Source organism: Mesorhizobium sp. LHD-90 (assembly GCF_030929505.1).
Classification (GTDB): Bacteria; Pseudomonadota; Alphaproteobacteria; order Rhizobiales; family Rhizobiaceae; genus Kumtagia.
In genome coordinates, this window is record NZ_JAVFVV010000059.1 from 1 (window position 1) to 780 (window position 780).

The 780-nt window shown below is 61.0% G+C and carries 1 tRNA gene; it reads right to left on the reverse strand.

Annotated elements, in window-relative coordinates:
• Positions 1-324: 324 nt before the first annotated feature.
• Positions 325-401 (reverse strand) — tRNA-Met (locus RB623_RS30270).
• Positions 402-780: the final 379 nt, after the last annotated feature.

The following is a 780-nucleotide window of genomic DNA, read 5'->3' on the forward strand; positions in this document are numbered from 1 at the left end:
GACGCTGCGCTGATTGAAGGCTCCGCGCCTCCGCCGGTTGCTCAACCCGCGCCCTATGGCGTAACTGAAACGGTCGAGGCTCTAATCCCTGCTGGATGAAAGTTCAGGGGCAGGTCACTATCTCGATCAAAATCCGGGCGAATACGAGACCGTCCGCCGCCTGCTCGGGCATCGCAAGCTGACAACCACGACCAGTTTTTATGCGCCGCTGGAAAACGCCAGAGCTCATCGCCAATACGACGAGGTGGTCCTCTCGAAGCGGAGGTCACGAGGATGAGTAACCCACGCCTGGCCCCGGTGTTTCCACCGGGGCCGATATAACGCTGGTTGCGGGGGCAAGATTTGAACTTGCGACCTTCAGGTTATGAGCCTGACGAGCTACCGGGCTGCTCCACCCCGCGTCACCAATTCGGCGATTTGCCGGCCGGGAGCAGCCCGGACTTTTTTGTTTTCTGTCCTCGGAGCCTTCGGCTCCTGCGGTCGGAGGGGTGCTGCTCCACCCCGCGTCACCACTTCGGCGTTTTGCCGGCCGGGAGCAGCCCGGACTTTTTTTGTTTTCCGTCCTCGGAGCCTTCGGCTCCTGCGGTCAGAGGGGTGCTGCTCCACCCCGCGCCAGCAAACGTAAGCTGGTGTCTACAGTCCTGCAACAAAAAGGCCGCTGGGAGGCGGCCTTGGCCGCCTTTGGGGCGGGCTTTTTCGTTAGGAGAAGATTTTCATGCGTTTCGCAGACCTGGCAGCGACCTACTCTCCCGCGTCTTGAGACGAAGTACCATCAGCGCT